Origin of the sequence: Bradyrhizobium murdochi, assembly GCF_000472965.1 — a bacterium.
Lineage (GTDB): Bacteria > Pseudomonadota > Alphaproteobacteria > Rhizobiales > Xanthobacteraceae > Bradyrhizobium > Bradyrhizobium murdochi.
Genome location: NZ_AXAU01000010.1, coordinates 1 through 23,433 on the forward strand (window position 1 = coordinate 1; position 23,433 = coordinate 23,433).

The 23,433-nt window shown below is 63.4% G+C and carries 24 protein-coding genes; 8 read left to right on the plus strand and 16 right to left on the minus strand.

What is annotated here, in order from left to right; genetic code table 11:
- On the plus strand, positions 1 to 191 hold a 191-nt coding region (locus YUO_RS44835; protein WP_156908692.1), incomplete at its 5' end, for an integrase core domain-containing protein.
- A 114-nt stretch (positions 192 to 305) separates the two neighbouring features.
- On the opposite strand, the gene YUO_RS0119430 is transcribed toward YUO_RS44835, so the two are convergent.
- The 3 genes from YUO_RS0119430 to YUO_RS0119440 are packed head-to-tail and all read right to left on the minus strand — an operon-like array spanning position 306 to position 3,273.
- Positions 306 to 1,805 (minus strand): tripartite tricarboxylate transporter permease, encoded by a 1,500-nt coding sequence (locus YUO_RS0119430; protein WP_028348786.1) that lies wholly within the window; start codon positions 1,803 to 1,805, stop codon positions 306 to 308.
- A 27-nt stretch (positions 1,806 to 1,832) separates the two neighbouring features.
- Entirely contained in the window at positions 1,833 to 2,282 is a 450-nt protein-coding gene (locus tag YUO_RS0119435; RefSeq protein WP_028348787.1) for a tripartite tricarboxylate transporter TctB family protein, read from the minus strand.
- Positions 2,283 to 2,292: 10 nt separating this feature from the next.
- Positions 2,293 to 3,273: a Bug family tripartite tricarboxylate transporter substrate binding protein gene (locus YUO_RS0119440; protein ID WP_028348788.1), complete on the minus strand. Its 981-nt coding sequence runs from the start codon at positions 3,271 to 3,273 to the stop codon at positions 2,293 to 2,295.
- Positions 3,274 to 3,510: 237 nt separating this feature from the next.
- Between YUO_RS0119440 and YUO_RS0119445 the strand changes: the two genes are divergently transcribed.
- Both YUO_RS0119445 and kdgD read left to right on the plus strand, forming a co-directional pair.
- Positions 3,511 to 4,437 (plus strand): LysR family transcriptional regulator, encoded by a 927-nt coding sequence (locus YUO_RS0119445; RefSeq protein WP_028348789.1) that lies wholly within the window; start codon positions 3,511 to 3,513, stop codon positions 4,435 to 4,437.
- Positions 4,438 to 4,501: 64 nt separating this feature from the next.
- Positions 4,502 to 5,452, plus strand: a complete 951-nt coding sequence (gene kdgD / locus YUO_RS0119450) for a 5-dehydro-4-deoxyglucarate dehydratase (protein WP_028348790.1) — start codon at positions 4,502 to 4,504, stop codon at positions 5,450 to 5,452.
- 10 nt (positions 5,453 to 5,462) lie between these two features.
- On the opposite strand, the gene mmsB is transcribed toward kdgD, so the two are convergent.
- The 11 genes from mmsB to ytfQ all read right to left on the minus strand — a co-directional run bounded on the left by mmsB (position 5,463) and on the right by ytfQ (position 17,831).
- Positions 5,463 to 6,644 (minus strand): multiple monosaccharide ABC transporter permease, encoded by a 1,182-nt coding sequence (gene mmsB / locus YUO_RS0119455; protein WP_028348791.1) that lies wholly within the window; start codon positions 6,642 to 6,644, stop codon positions 5,463 to 5,465.
- Positions 6,641 to 8,203 (minus strand): multiple monosaccharide ABC transporter ATP-binding protein, encoded by a 1,563-nt coding sequence (gene mmsA / locus YUO_RS0119460; RefSeq protein WP_028348792.1) that lies wholly within the window; start codon positions 8,201 to 8,203, stop codon positions 6,641 to 6,643. The genes mmsB and mmsA overlap by 4 nt, the downstream gene beginning before the upstream one ends.
- Before the next feature lie 84 nt (positions 8,204 to 8,287).
- Complete coding sequence (gene chvE, locus YUO_RS0119465; RefSeq protein WP_028348793.1) at positions 8,288 to 9,361, minus strand: multiple monosaccharide ABC transporter substrate-binding protein; 1,074 nt, start codon at positions 9,359 to 9,361, stop codon at positions 8,288 to 8,290.
- A gap of 113 nt (positions 9,362 to 9,474) precedes the next feature.
- A complete protein-coding gene (locus tag YUO_RS0119470) occupies positions 9,475 to 10,374 on the minus strand; it encodes an SMP-30/gluconolactonase/LRE family protein (RefSeq protein WP_028348794.1) in 900 nt (299 codons plus the stop codon).
- Positions 10,371 to 11,510, minus strand: coding sequence for an aldose epimerase family protein (locus YUO_RS41120; RefSeq protein ID WP_051379518.1), 1,140 nt, complete (start codon positions 11,508 to 11,510; stop codon positions 10,371 to 10,373). Before YUO_RS41120 ends, YUO_RS0119470 begins: the two co-directional genes overlap by 4 nt.
- The gene (locus YUO_RS0119480; RefSeq protein ID WP_028348795.1) at positions 11,507 to 12,439 is read right to left on the minus strand and encodes a Gfo/Idh/MocA family protein; all 933 of its coding nucleotides are present in this window, start codon (positions 12,437 to 12,439) and stop codon (positions 11,507 to 11,509) included. The genes YUO_RS41120 and YUO_RS0119480 overlap by 4 nt, the downstream gene beginning before the upstream one ends.
- Positions 12,436 to 13,215: a FadR/GntR family transcriptional regulator gene (locus tag YUO_RS0119485; protein WP_028348796.1), complete on the minus strand. Its 780-nt coding sequence runs from the start codon at positions 13,213 to 13,215 to the stop codon at positions 12,436 to 12,438. Before YUO_RS0119485 ends, YUO_RS0119480 begins: the two co-directional genes overlap by 4 nt.
- A complete protein-coding gene (gene yjfF, locus YUO_RS0119490) occupies positions 13,212 to 14,195 on the minus strand; it encodes a galactofuranose ABC transporter, permease protein YjfF (RefSeq protein WP_028348797.1) in 984 nt (327 codons plus the stop codon). The genes YUO_RS0119485 and yjfF overlap by 4 nt, the downstream gene beginning before the upstream one ends.
- Entirely contained in the window at positions 14,192 to 15,175 is a 984-nt protein-coding gene (locus tag YUO_RS0119495; RefSeq protein ID WP_028348798.1) for an ABC transporter permease, read from the minus strand. The genes yjfF and YUO_RS0119495 overlap by 4 nt, the downstream gene beginning before the upstream one ends.
- A 17-nt stretch (positions 15,176 to 15,192) precedes the next feature.
- On the minus strand, positions 15,193 to 16,731 hold the full coding sequence (locus YUO_RS0119500; RefSeq protein ID WP_028348799.1) for a sugar ABC transporter ATP-binding protein: 1,539 nt from the start codon (positions 16,729 to 16,731) through the stop codon (positions 15,193 to 15,195).
- A gap of 134 nt (positions 16,732 to 16,865) precedes the next feature.
- Positions 16,866 to 17,831: a galactofuranose ABC transporter, galactofuranose-binding protein YtfQ gene (gene ytfQ, locus YUO_RS0119505; protein ID WP_028348800.1), complete on the minus strand. Its 966-nt coding sequence runs from the start codon at positions 17,829 to 17,831 to the stop codon at positions 16,866 to 16,868.
- A 301-nt stretch (positions 17,832 to 18,132) separates the two neighbouring features.
- Here ytfQ and garD point away from each other — a divergent pair, with 301 nt between their 5' ends.
- Entirely contained in the window at positions 18,133 to 19,668 is a 1,536-nt protein-coding gene (gene garD / locus YUO_RS0119510) for a galactarate dehydratase (protein WP_028348801.1), read from the plus strand.
- Between the two features lie 161 nt (positions 19,669 to 19,829).
- Here garD and YUO_RS0119515 read toward each other — a convergent pair whose 3' ends face one another.
- Positions 19,830 to 20,285, minus strand: a complete 456-nt coding sequence (locus YUO_RS0119515; RefSeq protein WP_028348802.1) for a host attachment family protein — start codon at positions 20,283 to 20,285, stop codon at positions 19,830 to 19,832.
- Between the two features lie 144 nt (positions 20,286 to 20,429).
- Between YUO_RS0119515 and YUO_RS0119520 the strand changes: the two genes are divergently transcribed.
- Positions 20,430 to 20,762: a hypothetical protein gene (locus YUO_RS0119520; RefSeq protein ID WP_028348803.1), complete on the plus strand. Its 333-nt coding sequence runs from the start codon at positions 20,430 to 20,432 to the stop codon at positions 20,760 to 20,762.
- A 129-nt stretch (positions 20,763 to 20,891) separates the two neighbouring features.
- A complete protein-coding gene (locus tag YUO_RS0119525) occupies positions 20,892 to 21,323 on the plus strand; it encodes a CBS domain-containing protein (protein WP_028348804.1) in 432 nt (143 codons plus the stop codon).
- Between the two features lie 272 nt (positions 21,324 to 21,595).
- Here the strand turns inward: YUO_RS0119525 and YUO_RS41125 are convergent, their stop codons facing one another.
- Entirely contained in the window at positions 21,596 to 21,805 is a 210-nt protein-coding gene (locus tag YUO_RS41125) for a DUF6496 domain-containing protein (RefSeq protein ID WP_035727096.1), read from the minus strand.
- Between the two features lie 508 nt (positions 21,806 to 22,313).
- Here YUO_RS41125 and YUO_RS41130 point away from each other — a divergent pair.
- Entirely contained in the window at positions 22,314 to 22,673 is a 360-nt protein-coding gene (locus YUO_RS41130; protein ID WP_063830305.1) for a hypothetical protein, read from the plus strand.
- Between the two features lie 4 nt (positions 22,674 to 22,677).
- A complete protein-coding gene (locus YUO_RS0119545; protein ID WP_028348805.1) occupies positions 22,678 to 23,400 on the plus strand; it encodes a DUF72 domain-containing protein in 723 nt (240 codons plus the stop codon).
- Positions 23,401 to 23,433 lie beyond the last annotated feature (33 nt).

Genomic DNA, 23,433 nt, shown 5'->3' on the forward strand with positions numbered 1-23,433 from the left:
GCTTCATCCAGACAAGCCTGCGCGAGTGGGCTTATGCCCGCGCTTACGACACCTCAGACGAACGCGCCGCCGAACTGCCACGCTGGCTTCACCGCTACAATTGGCACAGACCTCATGGCAGTATCGGATCAAAGCCACCCATCAGCAGACTCGGTCTAACCGGGAACAACCTGTTGAGGCTCCACAGCTAGAGCCCTTTCGGTTCTGATTAAATCAGAACCGGGCTCTAGGTTTTTGTTTTGACGCGTTTTCTTGACGCGAACCGGTGTCCACTTCGCTGGAAAACGCTCTAACGCCCACACCGCTCATTCCGCCAGCGCCTCTTTCCGCGTTCTCAGAATTGCCGGCGAAAGCATTGCCAGCAACAAGGCGGCGACGACTGCGAGAATGACCGCGCTGATCGGCCGCGACAGAAAGACGGTGAAATCGCCGTCAGCGATCAACATCGCACGCCGGAAGTTCTCTTCCAATTGCGGACCGAGCACGAGGCCGAGCAGCAGCGGCGCCGGCTCGACGCCAATCTTAATGAAGAAATAGCCGATCAAGGCGCAGCCCATCATCAGCCAGACATTGAACAGGCTGTTGGCGATCCCGTAAGTGCCGATGCAGCAGAACAGAACGATGGCGGGAAACAGCAGGCGGTAGGGAATCTTCAGCATCGAGACCCACAGGCCGATGAGCGGCAGGTTGATGATCAGCAGCATCAGGTTGCCGACCCACATGCTGGCGATAACGCCCCAGACGAGCTTGGGCTGCTCGGTCATGATCTGCGGGCCGGGCTGGATGCCCTGCATCATCAGCGCGCCGATCATCAGCGCCATCAAAGCGTTGGCGGGAATGCCGAGTGTCAAGAGCGGAATGAAGCTGGTCTGGGCGCCGGCATTGTTGGCGGCCTCCGGACCGGCAACGCCCTCGATGGCGCCCTTGCCGAAGCGCGAGGGATCGCGGGCGAGCTTCTTCTCCAGCGCGTAGGAGGAGAACGGCGGAAGCGCAGCGCCGCCGCCTGGCAACACCCCCAGCACGGAGCCCAGCGCCGTGCCGCGCACCACGGCCGGAAGAGCCGCCCGCAAGTCTTTCCAACTCGGGATCAGGCTGCGGATCGACTGGCTGACGACGCGGCGCTCGGCGGGTCTCTCCAGATTCGCGATGATTTCACCCAGCCCGAACAGGCCCATCGCGATCGGCACGAAATCAAGACCATCCGATAGAGCGGCGATGCCGAAGGTCATGCGCGCGACGCCCGAGGAGACATCGATCCCGACGAGGCCGAGCAAGAGTCCTAGCAGCACCATCGCCAGCGATTTGGCGACCGAACCATGCGCGAGCACGACCGCGGCAATCAGGCCGAGCACGAGGAGACTGAAATATTCGACCGCGGTGAATTTGAGCGCCAGCACCGACAACGGCACGCTGAGGACCGCGATCACGATCGTCGCCATCGTACCGGCAAAGAACGAAGCGATCGCGGCAATGGCCAGCGCGGTTCCGGCCCTGCCCTGCTTGGCCATCTCGTGACCGTCGATACAGGTGACGACCGACGACGTCTCGCCCGGCACATTGACCAGGATGGCGGTGGTCGAGCCGCCATACTGCGCGCCGTAGAAGATGCCGGCCAGCATGATCATGGCGCTCGCGGGCGACAGGCCGAAGGTGAAGGGCAACAGCAACGCCACGGTGGGAATCGGACCGATGCCGGGCAGCACGCCGATCGCGGTCCCGATGACCACGCCGATCAGGCAGAACAACAAATTGTTGAGTTGAAGGGCCGTCGAAAGACCCATCAGCAGATTGTCAAACAGTTCCATATGCGTCTGCCTGCGAAGCCTGCCGCCCTAGCGGGGCCAGATCGGGATCGGCAAGCCCAGCAACTTGACGAACAGAAGAACGGCGGCGCCCGAAAGCACGACGGCAAACGCCACGGTCTCGACAAGCCGGCCTTCTCGCGTGGCGAAGCTGGCGAGCATCACGGCGGCGACGGAGGCGATCGCGAGGCCCAACCGCTCCGCCGTCAGCGCGAAAACGCCGACAGAAGCCAGGATCGCCAGCAGCGGCCGCAACTGAACGGGCGCGATGCCGCGACCCGCGCGCCAGAGCCCACGCCCGCTGAAGAAAAGGCCGAACGCCATCAGCGCGAGTGCGACGACGCGGGGCATGTAGCCCGGCCCCATATCGGCGGCGTGACCGACCGTCAGATTGCGCGTGGCGACGAGCGTACCCGTCGCCACCGCCACGAGGAACAGGCCAAACAGCAGATCCTGTAAGTCGATCCGGGAACGCGTCATCGGCCCGCCCTTAGCTGCCCTTGATGCCGGCCTCGCGAATGATCGTGCCCCAGCGCGTCGTCGCATCCTTGAGCCAGTTGCGGAATTCCTCCGGCGATTGGCCGCGCACCACGCCACCCTGCTCGGCGATCTTCTGCTGAATCTCGGGCAGCTCCAGGATCTTGCGGATTTCGGCGTTCAATCGCGCGACCATGGCGGGCGGCGTGCCACCCGTGGTCAGGATGCCCTGCCAGGTCCCGGCGTCGCCGCCGGGCAGGCCGGCCTCCTTGAAAGTCGGCAGATCGGGAGCCGAGGTAATACGCTGCTCGCCGGTGACGGCAAGTCCGACAAGCTGCTTGTTTGTCACAAAGGGCATCGTCGCCGCCGCGCCGTTGATGATCACGCCGCTCTCCCCGGACACCACGGCGCGCGAGGCGGCCGCCCCGCCCTTGTAGGGTACGTTCTTCCACTGAATTCCTAGTTCCTTCGCCATCACCACGGCGGTGATATGATTGGCACCGCCGACGCCGGAATTGGCGACGGTGAGCTTGTTCGGATTGGCCTTGGCGTATTCAATCAGCTCCTTGGAGGTCTTTGCCGGGACCGATTCATGGACGGCCAGGACGTAGGGGCCGAACATCACCATGGAAATGGGCGCGAGGTCCTTCTGAACGTCGAACGTGAGATCGGAAAACAGGCTGGGCGCCGTTGCCAGCGATCCGACATCCATCAGCAACAGGGTGTGGCCGTCGGGCTGCGCCTTGGCGACGGCGTCGGCCCCGAGATTGCCCGCTGCGCCCGGCTTGTTCTCGACCACGACCGACTGACCGATGGCGGCGGATAGTTTTGGGCTGATCAGGCGCGCCAAAATGTCCGAGGTGCCGCCGGGAGCGAACGGCACGATCAGCCGCACGGGCCGCTCAAAATTCTGAGCGCCGGCTCCGCTTGGCGCCAAGGCACACACCGTAAGGACAGCGGCGGCAATCGCCCGGGCGAGAGATGGCATAGACATCGGTCGTTCCTCCGTTTCAAAGCGCAATTCAGCGCGATCCCGCCGCTTTCACCGGCAGGCTGCAGACCTTCGAGGCAGCGTTGGGGAGGAATGATAGGTCATGGGCAGAGTGGCCTATGAATTAGTCTGCGGATAGGTCGATACCTTTTTTGGATGGATCGGCCGCGCTTCAGCCGGTAGAAGTCGGACATCCGGCCGGTCACCGGCCCTTCGTCTCAGGTTGAAAATGCAGATTTCATGTTTGAGCTGAGCCAGTTGCGCTGCTTTGTTGCAGTTGCGGAAGAACTGCATTTCGGGCGCGCCGCGCTGCGGCTGAACATGACGCAGCCGCCGCTCAGCCGCCAGATCCAGATTCTCGAACGCGTCCTCGATGTGACGCTGCTGGAGCGCAGTAACCGCGCCGTCCGGCTGACGCCGGCGGGGCAGCGTTTTCTGGTCGATGCGCGGCATCTCCTCAAGCTCGCGGAAAGCGCGGCCGTGCTGGCCCGGCGGATGGCAAGCGGCAAGGCCGGATCGATCAATATCGGCTTCACGGCCACATCCGCCTACAGCTACGTGCCGGCGCTGGTCGCGGCCTGCCGGCGTGAACTTCCCGATATCGAGATATCGCTGAAGGAAATGGTCTCCAGCGACCAGCTCAAGCGGCTCGATTCCGGCGAGATCGATTTCGGCCTGCTCCGCCCGCCGATACCGCGCGGTGGTCTTGACGCCTTCCGCGTGACGGCGGAGCCGCTGGTCGCGGCGCTGCCGAGCGACCATCCGCTGGCTCAGGCGGACGAGCTACGTCTGGAGGATCTCGCAAGCGAGCCCTTCATCATGTACGAGCCCTATGAAGCCCGCTATTTCCACGATCTCCTGGTCGAGCTGTTCTCACGCGCAAATCTAGTGCCGAATTACGCGCAGCATCTTGCGCAGATCCATTCGATCCTTGCCATGGTGCATTCGGGTGTCGGCGTGGCGTTAGTCCCCGAGACCGCGGCGAATCTGCGCTTCAGCGGCGCCGTGCTGCGGCCCGTCCTGATGCAGTGGCAGCGCCCGGCCGAATTGTTCTTTGTCCGGCGCGGCGACAATGACAATCCGCTTCTCCCCGTCATTGCCGGCATTGCCCGAGACCTTGCCGGCCAACCCGGCTCGATGCAATCAATGGATCGATCGATACAGTGATTGGGTCTCCGTCCGTGGGCATCTTGCATTAATCCTTCGGCGTAAGCCGCTGAAGGACCAGAGCATGAGCAAGATGACCCCCAAGGAGATGGCTAGCCGGATCGGCGATGGCCTGCTATCGTTCCCCGTTACACCATTTCGGCCCGACAATACGTTCAACGAGACCCGCTACCGCTCCAATCTCGACTGGCTGTGCGGGTATGAGGTGGCGGGTCTGTTTGCCGCCGGCGGCACCGGCGAATTCTTCTCGCTGAGTCCGGCCGAGGTCGCGAAGGTCGTGGCAACGGCTGTGGACGAGACCAAGGGACGCGTGCCGGTGCTCGCCGGGATCGGCCATGGCACCGCGGTGGCAACGCAACTTGCCATTGGGGTCGAGGCGGCCGGCGCCGACGGCTTGCTGCTGCTGCCGCCATATCTGGTCTTTTCGGAACAGGAAGGACTGGCGGCCCATGTTGAAGCGGTGTGCAACGCGACCAAGCTCGGTGTCATCGTCTACAACCGCGATAATGCGATCCTGAACGAGGATACGCTCGAGAGACTGTGCCAGCGCTGCCCCAACCTGGTCGGCTATAAAGATGGTATCGGCGACATCGAGCTGATGACCCGCATCCACCTGCGCATGGGCGACCGGCTGACCTATATCGGCGGATTGCCGACGGCCGAGACTTTTGCACTGCCTTATCTGGAAATGGGCGTAACCACTTATTCCTCCGCGGTATTCAACTTCGTCCCGGAGTTCTCGACCAAATTCTACGCGGCCGTGCGCCGCCGCGACCGCGAGACGGTGCAGGCGGGGCTGCGCGATTTCATCCTCCCCCTGATCGCGATCCGCAATCGCAAACGCGGCTATGCCGTCTCGATCATCAAGGCGGGGATGAAGGTGATCGGCCGTGACAGCGGCCATGTGCGTTCACCACTGACAGACCTGACGCCCGCCGAGACCGAGGAACTGACGGCACTCGTCGCGCGTCTCAAGACCAGCGAGTTCGCGAGGCGGGAGCTGGCGGCCGCGTAGCCGCAGCGCCCTATCGCCGCTGGTTGTAGACGTCCAGGCAGACGGCGCCGAGCAGCACCAGGCCCTTGATCACCTGCTGGTAGTCGATGCCGATGCCGAGGATGGACATACCGTTGTTCATGACGCCCATGATCATGGCGCCGATCACGGCGCCGCCGACCTTGCCGACGCCGCCATAGGCTGACGCGCCGCCGATGAAACAGGCGGCGATGACGTCGAGCTCGAAGCCGGCGCCGGCCTTCGGCGTCGCCGTATTGAGCCGCGCGGCGAACACGAGGCCGGCGAGAGCCGCCAGCACGCCCATATTGACGAAGGTCAGAAACGTCAGCCGTTCGGTCTTGATGCCGGACAGGCTGGCGGCCCTGGCGTTGCCGCCGATGGCATAGATGTGGCGGCCGATCACGGTGCGGGTGGTGACGAAGCCATAGAGCGCGATCAGCGCCGTCATGATCACCAGTACATTGGGCAGGCCGCGATGCGAGGCGATCAGGCCGGCGAAGAACACGATCACGGCAAACAGCACCGCGCTCTTGGCAACGAAGAAACCAAACGGCTCGACCTCGATGCCGTGCGAGGCCTGCCGCGCCCGGCTCTTGGCACTGGTATAGACCAGGGCCACCGCCAATACCGCACCGATCAACAGCGACGTCGGATAAAGCGTGCCGGCACCGGGAAACAGTTCCGGGATGAAGCCCGAGGACAGTTTCTGGAAGGTCGGCGGAAATGGCCCGACCGACTGTCCCGCCAGGATGGCAAGCGCAAGCCCCTTGAACACCAGCATGCCGGCCAGCGTCACGATAAAGGACGGGATCTTGAAATAGGCAACCCAATAGCCTTGCGCGGCGCCGATCAGGGCGCCCACCAGCAGGCAGGCGATGAAGGCCAGCGGATAGGCAACGTGATAGCGCACCATCAGCACGGCTGCGACGGCGCCGACAAAGCCCGCGACCGAGCCGACCGACAGGTCAATGTGGCCGGTGACGATGATCAAGAGCATGCCGAGCGCCATGATCACGATGTAGCTGTTCTGCAGGACCAGATTGGTCAGGTTCAGCGGCTGCAGCAGCGTGCCGTCGGTCATGACCTGGAAGAACAACATGATCGCAAACAGCGACAGTAGCATGCCGTAGTTGCGCAAATTGTTCTTGATGAATCCGGCGTGCCCAGGCAGCGCAACCGTCTTGTCGGTCATGGCCGCAAATCTCCTTGAAGTACCTTCTTGTGCATTTCCTTGTTGCGCATGATGGCGCGCATGATCCCTTCCTGGGTGGCTTCCGCAGCGCCGAATTCTCCGACCAAAGCGCCGTCATTCATCACGCAGATACGGTCGCAGACCCCGAGCAGCTCCGGCATTTCCGACGAGATCATCACCACCCCTTTGCCCGCCTCGGCAAGCTCGTTGATGATACAATAGATTTCATACTTTGCCCCGACATCGATGCCGCGCGTAGGCTCGTCGAGGATTAATACTTTCGGATCGGTCATCAGCCATTTCGACAGCACCACCTTCTGCTGATTGCCGCCGGAGAGCTGCCCGGTCTCCTGATAGACGTCGGAACAGCGAATCCGCATCCGGTTGCGGTATTCGCTCGCGACACGCAGCTCGGCCATGTCATCGATCCTGCCCTGGCGCGCCACGCGGCTCAGGCTCGCCAGCGTAATGTTCTTGCGGACGTCGGCATCCAAGATCAGGCCGAGCTCCTTGCGATCTTCGGTGACGTAAGCAAGGCCGGCGTCGATCGCCGCAGCCACACTCGTCAAGTTGACCTCCCTTCCATCGAGCCAGACACGCCCGCTGATCCGCTCGCCCCAGGCTCGGCCAAACAGGCTCATGGCGAATTCGGTACGGCCGGCACCCATCAGCCCGGCGATCCCGACCACCTCGCCGCGCCGGACTTCGAAATCGACGCCCTTGATAACCCTGCGGTCCCTGTGCAGCGGGTGATGCACCGTCCAGTCCTGCACCGCGAAAACCGGTGCGCCGATGGATGCGGTGCGTTGCGGAAAGCGATGCGCCAGGTCGCGATTGACCATGCTGCGGATGACCCGGTCCTCTTCCACGGGTTCGGCCCGACAATCGATGCTGTCGACAGTGCGGCCGTCGCGCAGCACCGTGATCCGGTCGGCGACGCGGGCGACCTCCGATAATTTGTGCGAGATCAGGATCGAGGCGATGCCCTGGGCGCGGAAGGCGAGCAGACGGTCCAGCAATGCAGCGCTGTCATTCTCGTTCAGGCTGGCAGTCGGCTCGTCGAGGATCAACAATCGCACCCTCTTGGACAAAGCCTTGGCGATCTCCACCAGTTGCTGCTTGCCGACGCCGAGGTCCGTCACCAGCGTATCGGGCATCTCCGTGAGGCCGACCTGGGCCAGCAGTTCCTGGGTGCGGCGATAAACCGTGTCGCGGTCGATCACGCCGAGGCGCGAGGGCGGATGCGACAGGAAGATGTTCTCCGCGATCGACATCAGCGGAATCAGCGCCAGCTCCTGATGGATGATGATGATGCCGAGCGCCTCGGAATCATTGACGTCGCGAAAGCGCCGCTCCTCGCCGTCGAATATGATGCTGCCTTCGTAATCGCCGTGGGCATAAACGCCGCTGAGGACCTTCATCAGGGTCGACTTGCCGGCGCCATTCTCGCCGACCAGCGCATGGATCTGCCCCGCCTCCACCGTGAAGTTGACGTCGCGCAGGGCTTGCACGCCGGCAAAGCTCTTGCTTACGCCGCGCATTTCGAGAATTGCGGTCATCGCACCATCATATCCTTATCTCTCTGCCTGCCCGCACAGACAGGCGAGTGGCGACGCCGGTTATCACCGGCGCCGCTGTCCTGCTCAGTCGATCTGCGATTTCTTGTAATAGCCGCTGTCGATCAGCACCTTCTCCCAGTTGCTCTTGTCGACGACGACGGGCTTCAGGAGATAGGACGGTACCACCTTGACGCCGTTGTTGTAGGTCTTGGTATCGTTGACGGTGACTTCCTTGCCGCTGAGGGCCGCGTCCACCATGTCGGCGGTGACGCGGGCGAGATCGCGGGTGTCCTTGAAGATGGTCGAATACTGCTCGCCGCGCAGCATCGATTTGATCGATGGCACCTCGGCATCCTGGCCACTGACGATCGGCATCGGCATGTCGCCGCTGCCGTAGCCGACGCCCTTCAGCGACGAGAGAATGCCGATGGAAAGGCCGTCATAGGGCGAGAGCACCGCATCGACCCGCTTGCGGCCGTAGAACGCGCTCAGCAGGTTGTCCATCCGCGCCTGGGCCGTGGCGCCGTCCCAGCGCAGGGTCGAGACCTTGTCCATACCCTTCTGGCCGCTGCCAATCACCAGCTTGCCGCTGTCGATATAGGGCTGCAGCACCGACATCGAGCCGTTGTAGAAGAAGTAGGCGTTGTTGTCGTCCGGCGAGCCTCCGAACAGTTCGATGTTGAAGGGCCCCTTGCCTTCCTTCAGCCCCAGCTTCTGCTCGATCGATTGAGCCTGCAGCACACCGACCTGGAAATTGTCGAAGGTGGCGTAGTAATCGACATTGGGCGTGTCGCGGATCAACCGGTCATAGGCGATCACGATGATCCCCTTGGCCTTGGCCTGCTTCAGCACGTCGGACAGCGTGGTGCCGTCGATCGCCGCGATCACCAGCACCTTGGCGCCCTTGGTCACCATGTTCTCGACCTGCGAGAGCTGGTTCGGAATGTCGTCCTCGGCATATTGCAGGTCGGTGCCGTAGCCGCGCTCCTTCAGGATCTTGACGATGTTGTTGCCGTCGTCGATCCAGCGCGCCGACGATTTGGTCGGCATCGCGATGCCGACGGTGCCCTTGCTTTGGGCGAACGCGCCGGTCACCGACGTCGTCGCCATGGTCGCTGCCAGCGCCAAGGCCGACAATGTGGTTTTCAGACTAATCATGCTTCTCTCCCTTGATCACCGAGGATCTGTGATTCCTGGATTTTCAGACCGCTGGCTGCGGTTCTCGAAACTCAATCGCTCTGCGCGTTTGTGCCGCGCCTCGTATTCCTCCATCAATCCGTTGCAAGTTTGACGTTTGGTTCGGGGCGGCCACGCGCTGCAACGTCGAGCAGGAAGGTGCGGCCATGATCGGGGTCGGCGCGTTTCGCGTCTTCTCCCATCCCCTGCCAGGCCGAGGTAACGAGCAGGCGCGAAAAATCTCGGCCGACAAAAGCGGGACAACTCGATTGCCGTGCCGGAACGCGGAGACTGCGCAGATGCTCGCCTTGCGGGCTGTAGACGTCAATGCAGCCGCCACCCCAGCGCGCGTTCCAGATCAGCCCGTCGGCATCGACCACCGCACCGTCGATGCCGCCGCCTCGCCGCGTGATCAACGGGGCGGGCGTGCCGCGCGGCAGGCCGGTCGCCGCATCGAGCTCGACGCGCAACAGCACGTTCTCCCCCGTGTCGGCGAAATAGCCGATGGTTCCATCCGCCGAGAAGCAGATCGCGTTGGGAATCGTGATGTGATCATAAAGGCGCGATAGCTCGCCGCCGTGCAGCGCGTAGATGGCGCCCAGTCCGCGCTCGGCCTGGCGGCCCATGGTGCCGATCCAGAAGGTGCCGGACGGGTGCACCCGTGCATCGTTCGAACGCGTCGCGGCATTGTCGGCTTCCAGCGGGCGGTACAGCGTCATCCGTCCATCCGCGGTATCGCGGATATAGAGGCCGTCATCAGCGACGAGCAACTGCCGATGCGCGTCGATCCGCCCAAGCGCGCTGCCCATAACTCCGAGGGAATGGATGGTGGTCCGCCCGGTATCGAGCTGCGCCTCGAACAGCCGGCTCCCGATGATATCGAACCACCACGCCGTATCGGTGGCGACGTCGTAGGTCGGCCCCTCGCCAAGATGGCACCGCTCGCTGCAGAGAACGGTCGTCGGCACCTCTTCCTTCTTGCAACCACCAATCATCGCCCGCTCTCCCCGGGCAACTCTACCACGGATTGTGTCCCGATTGCGCCCTGGATCGCATGCGTGAAGCGATACAGCGTGGAGTGGCGATGGACCTCGCCCGGCGAAAGCCGTGCCGTCGGGAAGTCCGGTCGATTGGGCGTATCGGGCCACGCGTGCGGCTCGAGGCAGATGGCATCGGACTGCCGATACAGGCGGCCGCCTTTTCCAGCGGTGGAGCCGTCGAGAAAGTTTCCGGAATAGACCTGCAGGCCGGGCTGGTTGGTGAACAGTTCGAGCACGCGGCCGGATGTTGGCGCTACGAGCCGTGCGGCGAAGCGAGGCTCGCCACTTGGCGGCGCGAGACAGAAATTGTGATCATAACCGCGGCCAACACGGAGCTGCGGATGATCGTTGCGGATCCTCGCGCCGATCTCGATGCCTGTACGGAAGTCGAACGGCGTACCGCCCACCGCGGAAGGTGGCTCCGGCAGCGGGATCGCGCCGGCATCGATGGCAAGGAAATGGTCCGCCGCCACGGTGAGGCGGTGATCGAGAATGTTCCGGCCCGAGCATGCACCCGCCAGATTGAAGAAGCTGTGATTGGTGAGATTGACCACGGTGGGACGATCGGTCCGCGCCGTCATGTCCAGGGAGAGTTCCATCGGCCCGGTGAGACGCCAGGTCACCTCTACATCGAGCGCGCCGGGATATCCCTCCTCGCCATCGGCGCTGGTGTAGGCGAGCGTCACGGCCGGGCGATCGCCGTCCTCGATCCGGACAATCCGCCAGTTGCGGCGATCGAAGCCCTCCAACCCGCCATGCAATGCATTGGGCCCGTTGTTGGCCGCGAGCTGCACCTCAGCGCCATCGAGCGCAAAGCGCGCGCCGGCGATGCGGTTGGCGTAACGCCCGACGGTGGCGCCGAAGAACTGCCGCCGGGCGAGATATCCCTCGAAGGCGTCATGACCGAGCACGATGTCGTCGCGACGTCCGGCGACATCCGGCACCAGCAAGGCCTGCAGGCTTGCACCATAGGTGATGATGCGCGCTTCCAGTCCGCCATCATATTGCAAGACGATGCGCTCGACTTCGCTGCCGTCAGGCAGGATTCCGAAGCGGGAACGTGCCACGCGAGGAACGGACGGCGTGCTCATGTCTCGTCCTCGAATGGCTCAACCGTGCGGCGGCGCCCCAGCAGGAACGCGTCGGCGACGAGTTGCAGCGGCGCAAGATCGACGTCGCTGTCGCCGGTTGCGGCGAGTTCGCGAAAGCGGTGATAGAGCCCGGCATATTCAGCGTCCGCGGCATCGACGAGTTGTTTGCCCCCTGCCCTCAACCTCGCCCCGCCCATGGACAAGGTGACGGGACCGCCGTCGGTATCGAGATGGATGTCCCAGCTTTGCGGGCCGGTCTGGCGGAAGTCGAACTCGGCCGTGATTTTCAGCCCCTGCGCGTCACTGAGTGCAAGGGTCGCGGCGATCGGCGCGTCGCGATTGGCGGGGAACGCGAGGTCGGCCGAGGTCACGAACAATGGCTGCGGCAAAATACGCGTCAGGATCGAAAGCGCGTTGATGCCGGGGTCGAACACGCCGAGCCCGCCCGGCTCAAAGATCCAGGCCTGCCCGGGATGCCAGACCCGCACGTCTTCCTTCCACGCAATGTGGACAGCCGTGACCTTCCGGTCAGCCAACAATTGCCGCGCAGGCTCGACAGCCGGAGCAAAGCGCGAGTGCCATGTCGCGAACAGCGTGCGTCGCGCGGTCGTCGCGGCGGTCACGAGCGGATTGATCTCAGCCACCGTGGCGCCGGGCGGCTTTTCCAGCATCACATGCTTGCCGGCAGCAAGTGCCGTTGCCGCCTGTGCGTGGCGAACCTGCGGCGGGGTGCACAGCGCCACCGCGTCGATCGGCGGACCGTCGCGCAGGAGTTCATCGAGCGTCGCCGCATGCGGCACGCCGGGAAGCGAGGCATTGCGGCTCGCGACGGCAACCAGCTCCACACCGTCGGTTGCAGCAATCGCCGGCACGTGCTGGTCGCGTGCGATCTTGCCGAAGCCGACGATGGCGACACGAAGCGGGTTCATGATTGCTCTCCAGGCTCGACCACCGCGGAGACCGCAGGCGCGGCGCCGGACGATGGCGAAACGTCCTCATGACGGCGCAATCCGTTGTGGATCACCTCGGTCATGGCCGCGGTGGCTGCCTCGGCATCGCCGCTGGCGATCGCATCGACGATGCGCTGATGCCACAGCAGCACGGTCTCGCGGTCCTGCGTTTCGACCGGGGCGCTGAGCAGGAACGAAGCGCGCAACGCCGCCTCGATGACGTTGCCGATCGAGCGCATGAACAGATTGCCGGACGCGTTGGCGACGGCTAGATGCAGGGCAAGATCGCCGTCGGCAAAACCGACGGAGTCGGAAGCCTCACGCCGCATCCGCTCCATGCTCCGATTGAGTTCGGCGATGTCGGCCTCCGAGCGGCGGCTGGCGGCGAGCGCCGCCGCTCTCGGCTCAACCGCAAGCCGGATTTCGGCGAGATCGTTGAGAAAGCGCCGGTCAATGCCGGCATCGAGATGCCAGGCCAGCACGTCGGCGTCGAACATGTTCCAGGCGCCGCGCTCGCGCACCACGGTGCCGACCCGCGCCTTGGTGGTGAGCAGCCCCTTGGCGACCAGGGTTTTGACGCTCTCGCGCAACACCGGCCGAGAAACGCCGAACATCGCCGTGAGTTCGGCGTCGCCCGGAAGGCGGACGCCTTCGGCGTAGCGGCCGGCGATGATGTCGATGCCGATGCTGCGGGCGACCTCGGCGTGGTTGGAATGCGCGCGCCGCGTCGGGATAACGACAAGCCGGGAGGTCATGGTTTGAGAACTCCTGCCTTACGGGGGCCGGCGCGACGGGCGATGCCGAGCATGGCCTGCTGCAGGGCGATAAAAGCGAAAAGCAGGATACCGGTCACGATCTTGGTCCACCAGCTCGACAAGGTTCCATCGAAATTGATGTAGGTCTGGATCAGGCCCTGAATCATCACACCCAGCAACGTGCCGACCACCGATCCCTGACCGCCGGTCAGCAAGGTGCCGCCAATCACCACGGCCGCGATCGAATCGAGTTCGACGCCGACCGCGGACAAGGAGTAGCCCGCCGCCGTGTAGAAGGAGAACACAATGCCGGCGAGCCCCGCAAGCACGCTCGACAGCATGTAGATGCGCACCGTCATCGATCCGACCGGTATGCCCATCAGTGCGGTGGTCGCGCGGCTGCCGCCGAGCGCATAGACGTTGGCCCCGAAGCGGGTGAAATGCAGCAGCACGGCGCCCGCCGCAACCACCGCCAGCATGATCAGGGCAATGGCGGTGAGGCGGCCTCCCCCGGGCAGCCGCAGCGCGAAATCCGATACCGTCGAATAGAGCGGCGCGCTGATCGGCGTCGATTCCGTCGACATCAGAAAGCTGGCGCCGCGGGCGAGGAACATGCCGGCCAGCGTGACGATGAAGGGCGGCATGTCGAAGACGTGAATGATGGCGCCCATGGCCGCGCCAAAGGCGGCGCATAGCATCAGGATCGCGGCGAAAGCGACCAGCGGCGGCACGCCGAGGCGCTCGATCGCCAGCGCGACGAAAACGGTGGTAAAGCCGATCACCGAGCCGACCGACAAGTCGATGCCCCCGGAAATGATCACGAAGGTCATGCCGGTGGCGACGATGCCGAGAAAGGCATTGTCGGTCAGCAGATTGGCCGCCACGCGGGTGGAAGCAAAATTGGGGAATTGCGCCGTGCAGAGCGCAAATCCGACGACGAAAACGATGGCCGTTATCGCGACCGGCGGCAGCCGCCTCATTGTCGCGCCCTCCCCAGCACGGCCCCGGCACTGGCGAAGCGCGGCGACTGCAGCAGCAGGACGATCAACACGACGGCCGCTTTTACGAGGAGATTGAACTCCGGCGGATAGCCCGACAGCAAAATCCCGGTGTTCATGGCCTGAATGATTAGTGCGCCGACCATCGCCAGCACGAGGCTAAAGCGTCCGCCGAACAGCGAAGTGCCGCCGATCACGACGGCCAGAATGGCATCGAGTTCAAGCCAGAGCCCGGCATTGTTGGCGTCCGCGCCCATGATGTCGGCGGCGGCGATAACGCCGGCAAGCGCCGCGCACAGGCCGCACCAGACATAGACCGCGAGGATCATGGCGCGGGTGCCGATCCCGGCCAGTTCGCTCGCCCTTGCGTTGCCGCCGGTCGCCTCGATCAACAGGCCAAGCGCCGAGCCGCGGACCACCGCGCCGGTGACAACCAGCATGCCGAAGACGACCACAACCGGCGTCGGCACGCCGAGCACGGCGCCGTTACCGAGCCAGACCAGGTCGGACGCAGTGAAGGTGACGATCCGTCCCTCGGTAATAAGCTGCGCGACACCGCGACCCGCCACCATCAGGATCAGCGTGGCGACGATCGGCTGGATGCCGAGCACCGCCACAAGGAAGCCATTCCACAATCCGCACAGCAACCCGGCGCCGAGCGCGGCGGCAAGCGCCAACGGCAGGCCGTAGGCATCGGCCAGGCTCGCGGCAATGGCGCCGGCAATCGCCATGACCGCCCCCACCGACAGATCGATACCGCGCGTGGCGATGACCAGCACCATGCCAAGCGCAAGTAGCGCGACCGGCGCGCCGCGGTTCAAGACGTCGATCAGGCTGCCGAACAGCCGTCCGTCCTGCATCCGCACGTCGAAGAATTGCGGCGAGACCGCACGGTCGATCGCAAGGATCACCAGCAAGGCGACAATCTGAGCGAGGCCACGGCCTTGCAGCAGTCTTTGCATCATGGTTGGCATCATGCTTACCCGGCTTCCGCGCCAATGGTGCTGCTAGCTGCAATCGCCGCAAGAATATTGGAGATGTCGATGGCTTCCCCTTCCAGCTCGTCGATGTGGCTGCGATCGCGCAGCACGATCACCCGGTCGGAATAGGTCACGATCTCATCGAGCTCGGAAGAAATCACCAGGAGCGCTAGGCCGTCGTCGCACAGTTCGCGGATCAGGCGGATGATCTCGGCATGCGCACCGACATCGATGCCGCGGGTCGGCTCGTCCAGCACCAGAACGCGCGGCGCCGTGGCGAGCCAGCGGGCGAGCAGCACCTTCTGCTGGTTGCCGCCCGACAATAGCCCGATCGGCCGCTCCGGCTCCGGCGGGCGAATGTCGAGCAGGCGGATGAACCGCATCGCGATCTCGTCCTGTTCGGAGCGAGACAGCGGTTTTGCGAGGCCGCGCTTGGCCTGCAGCGCCAGCACGATGTTTTCGCGCACGGTCAGGTCAGCAATGATGCCCTCGGTCTTGCGCTCTTCGGGGCAATAGCCGAAGCCATGGGCAACCGCATCGCGCGGCGATTGCAGCCGGACCGGCTTGCCGTCGACCGTGGCGCCGCCGCTATCGGCGCGCTCGGCGCCAAACACCAGCCGCGCGGTTTCGGTGCGCCCCGATCCGAGCAGGCCGGCCAGGCCAACCACCTCGCCGCGGCGAAGCGCGAGATCGAACGGCGCAACATAGCCGGTCTTGCCGTAACCCTCGAAGCGCGCGCAGAGCTCCCCCGCCTGCCGCACCTGCGCAGCCGCGCGCTCACTCGTCGTCTCGGCGAGTTCGCGGCCGAGCATCATGCGGATCAACTCGATCCGCGGCAGTTCGTCCGTCTTCCGCTCACCGATCAGCCGGCCATTGCGCAGGACCGTGATGCGGTCGCAGATCTCGTAGACCTGATCGAGAAAATGCGTGACGAAGACGACGCCGATCCCACGCGTGGCCAGCTTGCGCATCACCGCGAACAGGATCTCGACTTCGTGGCGATCGAGGCTCGCGGTCGGCTCGTCGAGGATCAGCACGCGCGCCGACTGGTCGACGGCGCGGGCGATCGCGGCGATGTGCTGCACCGCGACCGAATAGGTACCGAGCGGCTCGGCGACGTCGATATGCAGATCGAACTCGGCCAGCAGCGCGGTGGCGTTCCGGCGCATCTCGGCCTCGCGCACCAAACCGAACCGCGTCGGCTGCCTGCCGAGATAGAGGTTTTGCGCCACCGACAGGTTCAGGAGCAGATTGACCTCCTGATAGACGGTCGCAATCCCCGCATCGACCGCTGCCTTGGCCGAGCGCAGCGCAACCTCGGTGCCACTGAGCCTGACAATGCCGGCATCGCGCGGGAAGACACCGGTCACCGCCTTGATCAGCGTCGACTTGCCTGCGCCGTTCTCGCCGAGCAGCGCGTGGATTTCACCGGCCTGCAAGGTGAAATCCACCTCCTGCAGAGCCCGCAGCGTGCCAAAACTCTTGCTCAGGCCCCGCACTTCCAGCAGAGCCGGGCCCGGGTCGGAAGCTGCATTCATGCCGGCATTACTCCCACCGACGTTCGCGCGACCGCGAACGCCTGGCATGTGCGCCTTATGAGGCGGATTCGTTGAGAAGGCTTTCGCCGCCGGGCCTCGAGTTAGCTCCGGCCCAGCGGCGCAACGCCGGACGGTCAGTAGCCGAGGCCCTTCTTGCTGTCATAGATCTTCTGCGGATCGTCGGCCGCCGTGTAGAGCTTCGATTCCGTCTGGATCCACTTCGGCGGCACCGTTCCCTTGGCCTTGTAAGCCATGATGGCGTCCAATGCCGGCCCCGCCATGTTTGGCGTCAGCTCCACGGTGGCGTTGGCCTCGCCGGCCGCGATGGCCTTGAAAATATCAGGCACCGCATCGATCGACACCGTCAGGATGTCCTTACCCGGCTTGAGGCCGGCCTCCTTCATCGCCTGGATCGCGCCGACCATCATGTCGTCGTTGTGCGCATAGACCGCGCAGATGTTCTTGCCGCCGCCTTCGGCCTTGATGAAGCTTTCCATCACCTCTTTGCCCTTGGCGCGGGTGAAGTCGCCGGTCTGGCTGCGCACCACCTTGAGATTGGCGTTCTTGGCGACGACGCTGTCAAAACCCTTCTTGCGGTTGGTCGCGACGCTCGCGCCGACCGTGCCCTGCAGCTCGACGACGTTGCATGCTTTTCCGGCTACCGTCTTCGCCAGCCATTCGCCGGCGACCGCACCTTCATGCACGCTGTCAGAGGTGACGGCGGTGAGATACAGCTCCTTGCCCGACGGATCGATGTCACGGTCGAGCAGCACGACCGGAATCTTGGCTTCCTTCGCCTCCTTCAACACCGCATCCCATCCACTCGACACGACCGGCGCGAGGAAGATCGCGTCGACGCCCTGGGCGATGAAGGAACGGATCGCCTTGATCTGGTTCTCCTGCTTCTGCTGGGCGTCGGCGATCTTGAGCGTAACCTTGCGCTTGGCGGCCTCCGATTTGGAGACCGAGGTCTCCGCAGCCCGCCAGCCGGATTCGGATCCGATCTGGGAGAAGCCGACGGTCAATTCAGCGGCGGCTGCCGGCAGCGAGAGGGTGATGGCGACCAGCGCGGTGGCCGCAAGGAGGGCTTTGGAGGTCATGAGGCGCATTCTCCCAAAATGTTGTCAGGGTGCCTCGCATCACCGAAATCGGTATCAAAGCACCTCTAGCGCTGTCCATTGGCGGCAGCGCCGGGAATATTTCACGGAAGATCAGTCCTGACTAGTCATATTATTTGACTATTTGCCTCCAAACCGAGCATTTGCTCCCCAGAAGGCCGAGCCCTCACCGCCCGGCGCCTTGCCGGCGCTGCTTGATCACGCGCGCGGTTTGACCTTGATTGCCTCACTCACACAGCGCAGCTACGCGTTGTCTGATACCGCCCGCGAACAAGGATTCGATATGCAGCCCGTCACCGCGAAACCGCTCTACATCCGCATGCACGCGGACGATAACGTCGCGATCGTCGCGAACCGCGGAGGTCTGCATCCGGGCGCCGAGTTCTCGTGCGGTTTGCGGCTGATCGAACAGATCCCGCAAGGCCACAAGGTTGCCCTCGCTGATATCGCAGAAGGCGCAGCCATTCGCCGCTACGGCGAAATCATCGGCCATGCCGCAGCGCCGATCGCCAAGGGGAGCTGGGTCAAGGAATCGCTGGTGCAGATGCCCGACGCGCCCTCGTTCGATAATCTGCCAAGGCCGAACGACGGTGCGATCCGGCTGCCGCCGCTGGAAGGCTACACGTTCGAAGGCTATCGCAATGCCGACGGTTCGGTCGGCACCCGCAACATCCTCGCGATCTCGACCAGCGTGCAATGCGTCGCCGGCACCGTCGAATTCGCACTGGAGCGGATTCGCAAGGAGCTATTGCCGAAATATCCCAACGTCGACGACGTCGTTGCGGTCACGCATGCCTATGGCTGCGGCGTTGCGATCAACGCACCGGGCGCTGCCGTACCGATCCGCACGCTGCAGAACCTGGCGCGCAATCCCAATTTCGGCGGCGAGGTGATGATCGTTGGCCTCGGCTGCGAGAAGCTGCAGCCCGAACTGCTGCTGCCCGAGGGCATGAGCGCCGATGACGAGATCATGCGCATGCAGGACGAAGGCCTCACCGGCTTTGGCGAGATCGTCGAGGACATCGTGCAGATGGCCGATGCGCGCCTCAAGATTTTGGACCGGCGCCGCCGTGAAACCTGCCCGGCCTCGGCGCTGGTGGTCGGCATGCAATGCGGCGGCAGCGATGCGTTCTCGGGTGTCACTGCCAATCCTGCGCTGGGTTTTGCTGCGGATCTGCTGGTGCGCGCTGGCGCCACTGTGATGTTCTCTGAAGTGACGGAGGTGCGCGACGCGATCCATCTTTTGACGCCGCGCGCAGCGACCCAGGACGTTGCCGACGCGCTGGTGCGCGAGATGGCCTGGTATGACCGCTATCTCGCCGGCGGCGAAGCCGACCGCAGCGCCAACACCACGCCGGGCAACAAGAAGGGAGGCCTCTCCAACATCGTCGAGAAGGCGATGGGCTCGGTGATCAAGTCCGGCACCAGCCCGATCTCGGGCGTGCTGGCACCGGGCGAACGTGTCAAACAAAAGGGGCTGATTTTTGCGGCGACTCCGGCAAGCGATTTTGTCTGCGGTACACTGCAATTAGCCTCCGGCATGATGCTGCATGTCTTCACCACCGGCCGCGGCACGCCCTATGGACTTGCCGCCGTGCCGGTCATCAAGGTCTCGACCCGCAGCGAGCTGAAGCAACGCTGGCACGACTTGATCGACATCGATGCCGGCAGCATTGCAACCGGCGATGCGACGATCGAGGACGTCGGCTGGGAGATATTCCGCCAGATCCTCGACGTGGCGAGCGGCCGCGAGACCTGGGCCGAGCACTGGAAGCTGACCAACGCGCTCGCGCTGTTCAATCCCGGTCCGGTGACCTGAGTCAAAACTGAACCGTCGGTGGCCGGCGTTCCCCGGATGCTGCGCAGCGCGCCGCGGTAGCGGCGTGGTACGCTGCTGATCCGGGGTCCACACGCTCGGCGGTGGGTCCCGGCTCTGCGGTGCAGCGCTAAGCGCTGCGCCGCGTCCGGGACATGCGAGAGCTAAGCCGCCATCAGCCTTTCGATATCGGGTATCGGATGGGAAGTTAACTGCTTCGGAATCTCGCCTACGATCCGCTCTGCCACTTCGGCATGAAACGCCTGTCGAAGGTTGCCCAGAACTTTGGCCGGTGCGACCACAACCAATTTTTCGAAGCGATTGCCGTGGGCAAGCCGATAGAGCGCGTCGGCGATGGTGCCAGCGAACCGCTCTTCGGCGATATAATGCCAGTCGGCTTGCTCCATTGCGCTTCGAGCCGCGCCGACGCTCTGGACGGACCGCCCGGGACGATCGGTTCCCTGTTCGCGCGTCGCCGGATTTTCCTGCTCAAGCACGTGCTCGACCTCCAAATTGAGTTGCTGCGGGGTGCCTTTGTTACGGAGAAAGAGGGCCTTTTTGCCATCGCCGATGAGAACAAGCGCGTTGTGAGAAATGCGTGGTTTCGCTTCAGAGGTCATATTCGGTGCTCCATGTGGCCCAACGCATGAATTTCTGGCTGGTTGCCTCTACAGGAACTTTCTCCTCCATTGACTTAGCTCCCGGAACCAAAGCGGGTACGAGGCTTTGAGCCCGCGGGCAGCATTCGAACGAGAGGAACTTAAATGAGGAAGATCGCAATCGGCCTGCTGGCCGGCACGGGTCTGCTCCTGACGGGCAGTGCAAATGCGTCTGATGTCTACACCGACAGCGAATACAAAAACTCCGACCTGATACAACAGGTCCGCATGGTCTGTGACGAAGACGGACGCTGTTATCGCACCCGCGGCAGCAGCCGCGTCATCGTCCGCGATTCATACGCCTACGCACCGCGCGAGCGCTATATCGAGCGTCGATACTATCGCGATCGAGATTGGGACGACGGGCCGCGAGCCGGCGTTGGTTTCCGGGCACCTGGCGTAAGCGTGGGCGTCGGCGTGGACAGCAACCGCTGGTAGGATAATCGAGGAGAGACTTCGGGCTCGTCTGAGGTCTCTCCACCAGTGTCGGATTATTTCATTTGCCCTTGGAACAGCGATCCGACGTGCCTGTTAGCGCGTGAAGAACCGGCAAGCGGAGAGACTCACATGAAAGTTTCCGATGCGATGACACCTGAGGTTCAACTCTGCACTCCCGATGACACGTTGAGAGACGCCTCGCAGGCCATGGCGGCGCTCGGTGTCGGGTTGCTCCCGGTAACTGACAATGAACGCCTGATCGGCATGATTTCCGACCGCGATATCGCGATCCGCGGGATCGGCATGGGCCGAGGCCCGGAGGCGCGGGTTGGCGACGTGATGACGGCCGACGTCAAGTACTGCTACGAAGACCAGGATCTCGACGAGGTGTGCGCCAACATGGGTGACATCCAGGTCCGTCGCCTGCCCGTGCTCAATCGCGACAAGCGGCTCGTCGGCATCATTGCGCTGGGCGACATCGCGCTGGTGCAAGGCGGCAACGGGACGGGTGCGGCGTTGAGCCGAATTTCACGTCCCGGCGGGCAGCATGCGCAGGTTTAATCTGCGGAAAAGCCGGCAGACGTCCCGTCGATTTTGCGCGGGGTGACAGGAACCCCGGTCAACCGCTCGCCGTTCTAATCGTCGTCCCGCGGACGGATGCCGACGGAGCGGCGCAGACCGATGACACGAAAGCCAACGTTTTCGCGAAGCCGAAAAATCTCGTCGTTCCGAAACCCCGAGCGCTATCGGCCTCGTGCGCTCGACGATTCCGCGGATGAACTGCTTGACGATTGGATGATAGCGTATCCCGCCGCTGATCTGCCCCGATCGGACTAGGACTTCTTCTTCGAGCGCTTCTTGGGCACCTTGGCGCCCCTTTTTCGGGCTTGGGACAGACCGATTGCGATCGCCTGTTTCCTGCTCTTTACCTTCTTGCCGGATCGACCGCTCTTCAGCGTGCCGGCTTTGCGCTTCTTCATGGCGCGGCCTACCTTCTTTGCCGCGCCCTTTGAATATTTGCGCTTCTTCGCTTTCTTCGCCATCTTGCCAAGTCCCGCAACAGCTCCGTATCAATCAGTGATATTCCCTATGGTTCCTTTGCAGCTTGCTTGACCCGGCGGGTTCGACCGCCTTTCGCACTGCAGGAAATTCTCCTGCGTTTCGCTCCGCATTGCCGCAAGGGCATATGTCAGGGATCCGACAGACGACAATTCGTAGGTGGGTTAATCTTGTATCGAGGCTAGCCAATGTTCGCCGCCCTCTTACCCATCGAATGTCCGCATTGCGTCAGATGCCTGACCCGAATGCGACTGGCCGACGTTGCTCCGGGTGCCGACCGTTCCGAAAAGCGAACCTTCGAATGCGCAAAATGTAACGCTACCGAAATCAGGTTCGTTGCAGACCCGCTCGATTCAGAAGAACTGAACCGCCTGACAGATAACATCAGGCCGCCATCATGAACCTGACGCGAAGTGCGATGCGGGTCGGAATGTCCGCACTTATGGCCTTCAGCGCCGTCGACCCCTTCATCAGACATATGGGTTGGCTTCGATGACGTTGCTGCCCGCGATTTTTACCCTGGATATTGGCGGAAGACCCACCCTCGCTTTCGAAGCCAAGAACTTGCGGGAATCTCAGCAGCTTTGTCACGAGCATTGGCTGCGTCAGGATATCGCCGGCTTGACCTCGAACGGTGCACCTCTCTGGGATGGCAAGGCGCGGCTCCGGGCCCGACGCTCGACCGAGAACGAAATGGCCCTGTACCGGGAAGCCGCACGGGATGCCGCGCAGCCACAGGAAGACCTGTTGCTGGCCTTTCTCGTGGAGCTGGACGACGTCGAAGAGGCCCCGGACCACGCTTGCTGCGAGCACGAGAAGGACGGCTTCATCAAGGTCGTCGTGAAGCCGTGATGCCATGCCGCGCGTCCTGATCGGCACGTCGGGTTGGCACTATGATTCCTGGCGCGGGCCGTTCTTTCCCAAGGGACTGCCGCTCAAGGAGCAATTGCAGTTTTACGCCGGTCAATTCCCGACCACCGAACTGAACGGGGTGTTTTACCGGACGCCGACACCGGAAGCTGTAAAGGGCTGGCGTGCGCAGACGGGAAGCAATTTCGTATTCGCCTGGAAGGCATCCAAATTCATCACGCATTGGAAGCGGCTCTCGGAGAATTCGGTCAACAGCCTCGAACTGCTCGAAAGCCGCCTCTCCCTGCTCGGCAGGAAGGCGGGACCGGTGCTGTTTCAACTACCACCGAATTTCCCAGCCAACGCCGACCGGCTTGCCTCGTTTTTCAAGCTGCTCTCGAAGAAGCGCCGGTACAGCTTCGAATTCAGGCATCCGAGCTGGTACGAGCCCAGGATCATCCGGCTGCTGCGGGAGCAAAACGTCTCGCTTTGTATTTCCGACCATCATGACGCACCGGCGCCATGGAAGCGCACCGCCGATTTCGTATATGTCCGCGGGCATGGGCCCGGAGGCCGCTATCGAGATCACTATGGCGAGGCCGCCCTTGCCGGTTGGGCCCGTCGCATCAGGTCCTGGAAAAGGCAGGGCTGCGACGTGTTCGTCTACTTCGACAATGACCAGAAGAGCGCCGCGCCGGCCGATGCCCGACGCCTGATCGAGCTAATGTGACACGCCTGGTCGCGGCAAAGCCGGGGAACCAAC

Coding starts and splice junctions, on each gene's coding strand:
- YUO_RS0119525 (WP_028348804.1), top strand. CDS start 20,892: ATGAAAGTTTCCGATGCGATGACACCTGAGGTTCAACTCTGCACTCCC.
- YUO_RS41125 (WP_035727096.1), bottom strand. CDS start 21,805: ATGGCGAAGAAAGCGAAGAAGCGCAAATATTCAAAGGGCGCGGCAAAG.
- YUO_RS0119500 (WP_028348799.1), bottom strand. CDS start 16,731: ATGAATGCAGCTTCCGACCCGGGCCCGGCTCTGCTGGAAGTGCGGGGC.
- YUO_RS41130 (WP_063830305.1), top strand. CDS start 22,314: ATGACGTTGCTGCCCGCGATTTTTACCCTGGATATTGGCGGAAGACCC.
- mmsA (WP_028348792.1), bottom strand. CDS start 8,203: ATGACCGCAATTCTCGAAATGCGCGGCGTAAGCAAGAGCTTTGCCGGC.
- garD (WP_028348801.1), top strand. CDS start 18,133: ATGCAGCCCGTCACCGCGAAACCGCTCTACATCCGCATGCACGCGGAC.
- YUO_RS0119520 (WP_028348803.1), top strand. CDS start 20,430: ATGAGGAAGATCGCAATCGGCCTGCTGGCCGGCACGGGTCTGCTCCTG.
- YUO_RS0119440 (WP_028348788.1), bottom strand. CDS start 3,273: ATGTCTATGCCATCTCTCGCCCGGGCGATTGCCGCCGCTGTCCTTACG.
- YUO_RS0119445 (WP_028348789.1), top strand. CDS start 3,511: ATGTTTGAGCTGAGCCAGTTGCGCTGCTTTGTTGCAGTTGCGGAAGAA.
- YUO_RS0119470 (WP_028348794.1), bottom strand. CDS start 10,374: ATGATTGGTGGTTGCAAGAAGGAAGAGGTGCCGACGACCGTTCTCTGC.
- kdgD (WP_028348790.1), top strand. CDS start 4,502: ATGAGCAAGATGACCCCCAAGGAGATGGCTAGCCGGATCGGCGATGGC.
- ytfQ (WP_028348800.1), bottom strand. CDS start 17,831: ATGACCTCCAAAGCCCTCCTTGCGGCCACCGCGCTGGTCGCCATCACC.
- YUO_RS0119430 (WP_028348786.1), bottom strand. CDS start 1,805: ATGGAACTGTTTGACAATCTGCTGATGGGTCTTTCGACGGCCCTTCAA.
- yjfF (WP_028348797.1), bottom strand. CDS start 14,195: ATGAGGCGGCTGCCGCCGGTCGCGATAACGGCCATCGTTTTCGTCGTC.
- YUO_RS0119485 (WP_028348796.1), bottom strand. CDS start 13,215: ATGACCTCCCGGCTTGTCGTTATCCCGACGCGGCGCGCGCATTCCAAC.
- YUO_RS0119545 (WP_028348805.1), top strand. CDS start 22,678: ATGCCGCGCGTCCTGATCGGCACGTCGGGTTGGCACTATGATTCCTGG.
- YUO_RS0119435 (WP_028348787.1), bottom strand. CDS start 2,282: ATGACGCGTTCCCGGATCGACTTACAGGATCTGCTGTTTGGCCTGTTC.
- YUO_RS0119495 (WP_028348798.1), bottom strand. CDS start 15,175: ATGCAAAGACTGCTGCAAGGCCGTGGCCTCGCTCAGATTGTCGCCTTG.
- chvE (WP_028348793.1), bottom strand. CDS start 9,361: ATGATTAGTCTGAAAACCACATTGTCGGCCTTGGCGCTGGCAGCGACC.
- YUO_RS41120 (WP_051379518.1), bottom strand. CDS start 11,510: ATGAGCACGCCGTCCGTTCCTCGCGTGGCACGTTCCCGCTTCGGAATC.
- YUO_RS0119480 (WP_028348795.1), bottom strand. CDS start 12,439: ATGAACCCGCTTCGTGTCGCCATCGTCGGCTTCGGCAAGATCGCACGC.
- YUO_RS0119515 (WP_028348802.1), bottom strand. CDS start 20,285: ATGACCTCTGAAGCGAAACCACGCATTTCTCACAACGCGCTTGTTCTC.
- mmsB (WP_028348791.1), bottom strand. CDS start 6,644: ATGACCGACAAGACGGTTGCGCTGCCTGGGCACGCCGGATTCATCAAG.